4 protein-coding genes are annotated in these 6243 nt (G+C 69.4%); 2 read left to right on the top strand and 2 right to left on the bottom strand.

From position 1 onward, the window contains the following. Positions 1–704: hypothetical protein (locus GX015_RS11700; RefSeq protein WP_291345336.1), on the bottom strand; the 704-nt coding region annotated here is incomplete at its 3' end. Positions 705–1028: 324 nt separating this feature from the next. Next, positions 1029–2303 carry a hypothetical protein gene (locus tag GX015_RS11695; protein ID WP_291345335.1) on the bottom strand — a complete coding sequence of 425 codons (1275 nt, stop codon included), beginning with the start codon at positions 2301–2303 and terminating at the stop codon, positions 1029–1031. Between the two features lie 388 nt (positions 2304–2691). Here GX015_RS11695 and typA point away from each other — a divergent pair, with 388 nt between their 5' ends. Both typA and GX015_RS11685 read left to right on the top strand, forming a co-directional pair. After that, entirely contained in the window at positions 2692–4608 is a 1917-nt protein-coding gene (typA, locus tag GX015_RS11690; RefSeq protein WP_291345334.1) for a translational GTPase TypA, read from the top strand. Positions 4609–4650: 42 nt separating this feature from the next. Continuing rightward, positions 4651–6243: ABC transporter substrate-binding protein (locus GX015_RS11685; protein ID WP_291345333.1), on the top strand; the 1593-nt coding region annotated here is incomplete at its 3' end.

Raw genomic sequence — 6243 nt, 5'->3', positions numbered from 1 at the left:
GTGTAGGTCGCGGACGGGGTGTAGTTGCACTCCGCCGGGCCGCTTTCCTCATCGGCGGTGAAGCCACCCTCGACGACGGAAACGACGATGCCGGAGCCGGTGTCGGCGACGCCGTTGACCGTGCCGGGGCCGTCCGGGTTGACGCCGTTGTAGGTCAGCGGGGTCGTGCCGTACTTGCCGCTGGTGATGTTGACCCAGTGGACCTTCATGTTCGACTGGCCGTCGTAGACGCCGGAGGTGCCGAGGCCGGTGAAGATGTAGCCGGTCTGGCCGGCCGGGACGCCGGGCAGCGGCAGCTCCTGCGGGCCGGGGAAGGAGGTCGCCATGCCGACGGAGTTGCCCTCGCCGTCGATGCAGTTCTGCGCGATGCTCGGCAGCGGGAAGTCCGACTTGTTGATGTCGCCACCCGGCTGCTCCCAGCCCGGCTCGCCGTCGCCTTCGCCGGTGAGGAAGTTGGAAACGCGCTCGAGGGCGCCGCCGATCTCCTCCGGGACCCCCGGCTGGCTGGTGATTCGCTCGATGGCGGCCGCGATCTCGTCGGACGGCAGGTCGGAGCTGCTCGGCGCCTGCGGGATCGAGCCGAGGTTCGGGGTCGGGATGCCCGACTGCGCGATGGCAGCGGGGGCGAGGCCGGCCGACAGCAGGGCGGCGCCGCCCAGGGCGGCCGCAGTGCGGCGGATGATGGTGCGTCGGTTCGAGACCACGGTTGAAGTACCCCTCGTAGGTCGTAGCTGAAGATCACCTGAGGTGACGTTTACGGAATCGTCGCCATCATAAGGCGTGCAAACGCATTTGGGAAAAGATTCGGTAAATTTCTTCCCCCCGACCACGGGCGTTGCCGGTGGGTCTGATGTGATGCATGGGGCGCATGTGCTATGTGGTTAACGCTGGTGTGCGCCATCAACCCCTGAAAGCGCCCCGACCACCACCTGCGCGTCCCGGATCCTGGTGGGATGCCGGTGTGCAGGGGTGGCCGGGGCGGTGGCGCGCGGAGATGAAGTCGTCTATTTGCGCGAGGTGGCCGTCGGTTAGGCGTTGACCTTCTCGGCCGCCGGGGCGGCGGAAGCGGCCTCCGCGGCGGCCCGCGACTTGCCGAAGGCGCCCGACTTCGACAGCTGGTTGCGGAATAGGGTCACGCCCGCCCACAGGGTCACCGCCGCGATGACGGCGATCAGCGCCAGCAGCACGTAGTAGGTGACGGAGAACTTCTCCACGATGCCGTTGGCGACGAGTCCGACGTGCAGCGCGAACATCGACAGCACGGACAGTCCGACGCCCGGGCAAACCAGGGTGAAGGCGGCCGGCGACGCCGTGTCGCGGCCCAGCAGGAACTCGTCGTAGAAGCCGTTTGCGCGCATGACCATGTGGCCCAGGCCGAGGAACGTCATCTGGAACGCGATCGCGCCGGCGAGCATGACCAGCACGAGGATCGAGGACTTCGGGTGCGGGGAGCCGTCGTAGGAGGGGGAGAAGGTCTCCAACGTCTGCAGGCCGTGGCGCAGCCGCAGCATGGTGATCGCCAGCAGCGTGGAGATCGGCACCGCCAGCCACAGGGTGGCCGAGTTCTGCAGCGACAGGCCGTAGCGCATCATGCTCATGACGCCCAGCGGCAGGAACACGACGAACAGCAGCACGGCGATGGAACCGAAGAAGAGGGAGCCCAGCAGGGCCAGCATGACGACGGTCTTGTTGCCCGACATCGCGGCCGGCGCCGCGAAGCCCACCGTGACCATGGTGAAGGCGAAGGCGGACAGCAGCTGATTCAGGCCGCCGTTGGCCTTGAAATCGAATCCGGCGGCGATGACGCGCTTGAGGTACGCGGACATGATGACCAGCGCGAGGGCGCCCACGGAACCGTACGCCAGCAGCGCCAGCGGCATGAGGTTTTCGATGATGCCCCACAGTCCCGGGACCAGCGCCATCGCGGCGACGAAGATGCCGTTGACCGTCATCCCCAGCGTCAGCGGGATGGCCATGAGGGTCACCTCGGCGTTGGTGGACTTCAGGGTGGCGTAGGCCTCCGTGCGGCGGAAGCGCGAGAACTCGCGGAAGTTCCACGCCAGCAGGGTGAGGTGCGTGGCGAACATCGCGATCATGCCGACGTAGCCCACGGCGATGGCGGACTTCATGAACGCCCCGCCGGTGGCCCAGGCGTCGGCGATCGACTCGAAGGTGGGCATCGGGGTGTCCGGGTGGGGCGTGATGTGCATGAACGCCATGAAGAAGAAGACGGACATGCCGCCGAAGCCGAGGGCGGCCAGGAAATAGAGGGGCGAGTACTTCTCGCCGAGGTCGCGGATCATCGGTGACGACGCTCGCTTTCGTGGTTCGGTGATTCGTGGTCCGGGAAACGGGGAAGGGGCGTCCCGGAATTTGGATACCCCGTGGGGTATAGGTCCCGAAGATTAGGCCACGCTGAGGGGCTCCGTCATCTTCATATACCCGTGGGGGTACCCGCGAGTGGCGTGGGCCACCGTCGGCGGCCGCGCCTCGCCCGATTTCCGCCCCGCTCGTTCCGGCCGCCCGAAAGTCGATGGCCGAACGAGATGCGCGCCGGCCCGTCGTCAAGCGATAAGGAGCCGTCAACCCCGCGGGTCGCCGAAATCGCGCCCGCCCCCGACATGCGAGTAGCCTGTATCCGCTAGGCCCGCAGGGGCCCGAATGCCTCAATCTCCAAGGAGCACCCCCCACGTGAACGAAACCGAGTTCCGCAACGTAGCCATCGTCGCCCACGTCGACCATGGCAAGACCACCCTCGTCAACGCCATGCTGGAGCAGTCCGGCGTCTTCGGCGACCACGGGGAGGTCGCCGACCGCGTGATGGACTCCGGTGACCTGGAGCGTGAAAAGGGCATCACCATCCTGGCCAAGAACACGGCCATCCGGCGCAAGGGCGCCGGCAAGGACGGCCGCGACCTGATCATCAACGTCATCGACACCCCCGGCCACGCCGACTTCGGCGGTGAGGTCGAGCGCGCCCTGTCCATGGTCGACGGCGTCGTGCTGCTCATCGACTCCTCCGAGGGCCCGCTGCCGCAGACCCGCTTCGTGCTGGGCAAGGCGCTCGCCGCGTCGATGCCGGTGATCATCGTCGTGAACAAGACCGACCGCCCCGACGCCCGCATCGACGAGGTCGTCGAAGAGGCGCAGGACCTGCTCCTCGAGCTCGCCGCCACCGTCGAGGACCCCGACGCCGCCGAGGCCGCCGAGCGCAACCTCGAGCTGCCCGTCCTCTACGCCTCCGGCCGCGCCGGCAAGGCCTCCACCGAGAACCCGGGCAACGGCGAGCTGCCGGACAACGAGGACCTCCAGCCGCTGTTCGACGTCATCACCTCCGTGCTCCCGGAGCCGTCCGCCGACGTCGACGGCCCGCTGCAGGCGCAGGTCACCAACCTCGACTCCAGCTCCTTCCTCGGCCGCATCGGCCTGATCCGCATCCACTCCGGCACGATCCGCAAGGGCCAGCAGGTCTCCTGGATCCACTACGACTCCGAGGGCGAGCAGCACGTCAAGACCGCCAAGATCGCCGAGCTGCTGCGCACCGTCGGCGTGACCCGCGTGCCCACCGAGGAGGCCATCGCCGGCGACATCGCCGCGATCTCCGGCATCGACGAGGTCATGATCGGCGACACCCTGTGCGCCGTCGACGCCCCGAACGCGCTGCCGCGCATCATCGTCGACGAGCCGGCGATCTCCATGACCATCGGCGTCAACACCTCCCCGATGGCCGGCCAGGGCGGCGGCGACAAGCTCACCGCCCGCGTGGTCAAGGCCCGCCTCGACCAGGAGCTGATCGGCAACGTGTCGCTGCGCGTCCTGCCCACCGAGCGCCCCGACGCCTGGGAGGTGCAGGGCCGAGGCGAGATGGCGCTGTCCATCCTCGTCGAGACCATGCGCCGCGAGGGCTTCGAGCTGACCGTCGGCAAGCCGCAGGTGGTCACCAAGACCGTCGACGGCAAGCTGCAGGAGCCCTACGAGCACCTGACCATCGACGTCCCCGAGGAGTTCCTCGGCGCCGTCACCCAGCTCATGGCCGCCCGCAAGGGACGCATGGAGCAGATGGGCAACCAGGGCTCCGGCTGGGTCCGCATGGAGTTCATCGTCCCGTCGCGCGGCCTGATCGGCTTCCGCACCATCTTCATGACGGAGACCAAGGGCACGGGCATCGCCAACCACTTCTCCGCCGGTTACGACGACTGGGCCGGCGAGATCAAGGACCGCGCCACCGGCTCCCTCGTCGCCGACCGCACGGGCCAGATCACCGCGTACGCGCTGCTGCAGCTGGCCGACCGCGGCATTTTCTTCGTCGAGCCGGGCGACCAGGCCTACGAGGGCATGGTCGTCGGCGCGAACCCGCGCGACGAGGACATGGACATCAACATCACCAAGGAGAAGAAGCTCACCAACATGCGTGCGGCGTCGGCCGACACGACGGTGACGCTGGACAAGGCGCGCTCCCTGACCCTCGACGAGGCCATGGAGTTCTGTGGCGGCGACGAGTGCGTCGAGGTCACGCCGGAGGGCATCCGCGTGCGCAAGCTCATCCTCAACGCCACCGAGCGCAACCGCGCCCGTTCCCGCGAGAAGGCCCGCAACCAGGGCAAGTAGCGGGCAGGGGTTCGGTCCGCCCGGTGAAGTAGGCTGATCCCCATGTTCGAACGCCAGAATCGTCGCCGCCGCACCGCTCTTTTCGGGAGCGTCGCGGCGGCGATTCTGTTGTCCGGGTGCATGGCGAACCCGGGTGACGCGCCGACGGTGGGGGAGGACGAGCCGCGGCGCGAGGCCCCGGTGCGGCCGGAGGAGTCGCTCAAGCAGATCCGAGTGGGCGTCGACGCGTTCGGCGAGGGCTTCAACCCGCATTTGATCGCCGACGCCTCGCCGGTGACGGATCTGGTGGCGTCGCTGACGTTGCCGAGCGCCTTCGAGCCCGACCCCGAGGATCCCGCCCGGTGGCGGATGAGCCCGGACCTGCTGGAGAGCGCGGAGATCGTGCCGGTCGACGAGCCGGTGCCGGACGAGGACGCGGGGGCCGGGAGCTCCGGCGGTTCGGGCGGTTCGGGTGACTCGGCCGATGGCGTGGCTCCGTCGATCGCCGCGGAGGCCGCGGAGGCCGACGCCTCCGACGCACGCCCGGGCGACACCCGCATCCGCTATCGCATCCGTTCGGGGGCGCAGTGGTCGGACGGCACGCCGATTTCGGGCGCCGACTTCCGCTACCTGCACGCGTCGCTGCTGGCCAACGCCGGCGTGGCGGATGCGTCGGGCTACGAGCGTGTCAAGGCGATCACGGTGTCGTCGGGCGGCCGGCAGGTCGACGTCCTCGTAGACGGCGCGATGCCGGAGTGGCGGACTCTGTTCCGCAATCTGTTGCCGAGCCATCTGATGCGCCCGTCGGCGACGCCGTTCACGGACATCCTCGACGCCGGCATCCCCGCCTCGGGCGGGCGCTACACGGCGCAGGCGATCGACGTGGGCCGCGGCGAGGTGCGCCTGGTGCGCAACGACCGGTTTTGGGGTGCGGTCCCGGCGAAGACGGACACGGTCATCGTCCGCTCGGTCGATGGCGCGGTGACGGGTGCGGAGCAGGTGCGCGCCGCCCAGCTGCAGGCGCTGCGCCTGCGCCCGCAGCAGACCACGGCGCTGACGTACGGGTTGGTTCCCGGAGTCGTGGAGATCCCCGCGGCGGTTCCGCGTCAGCTGACTCTGCACGCCAACCTCGCGTCGCCTTTGCTTGACGACGTCGCCGTCCGCCGTTCCGTCTTGTCCGCCCTGGATGTGCCGTCGGTGGCGGCCATCGCGACGGGCCGCACGGATGATCTGGAGATCCCGCCGGCGCCCGCGTCGCTCGGCGGGGGTCCGCGGGCGGCCGTCAACGCCGCGGCCGCCGATCGTGGCGAGGGGCCGGAGGGAGCCTCGAACTCGGCGGTCGACGATGGGGCGACGACCTCGAGCGGCGCTGCCGACGTGAACGCGCCGGGTGACGGGCGCGGGAGCCTGTCGGGACTCATCGATGGCGTGGACCGGGACAATCCGCTGCTCATCGGGGTGATGGGCGAGGATCAGCAGGCCGTCGCCGCGGCCCGGTCGATCGCCGACCAGCTGACGGCGGAAGGATTGCCCGCCCGGGTGTCGGGCGCCGACGACCAGGAGTTGGCGGGGTCGTTGCTGCCGCACGGCCGCGTGGACATGGTGGTCGCGTGGGATCGGGTGGTGGATTCCCCGCAGCGGGCGGCGAGCCGGTGG

This window comes from Corynebacterium sp. (genome assembly GCF_012837295.1).
In the GTDB taxonomy this organism is placed as follows: domain Bacteria; phylum Actinomycetota; class Actinomycetes; order Mycobacteriales; family Mycobacteriaceae; genus Corynebacterium.
This window is presented reverse-complemented; position numbering and strand designations above follow the sequence as displayed.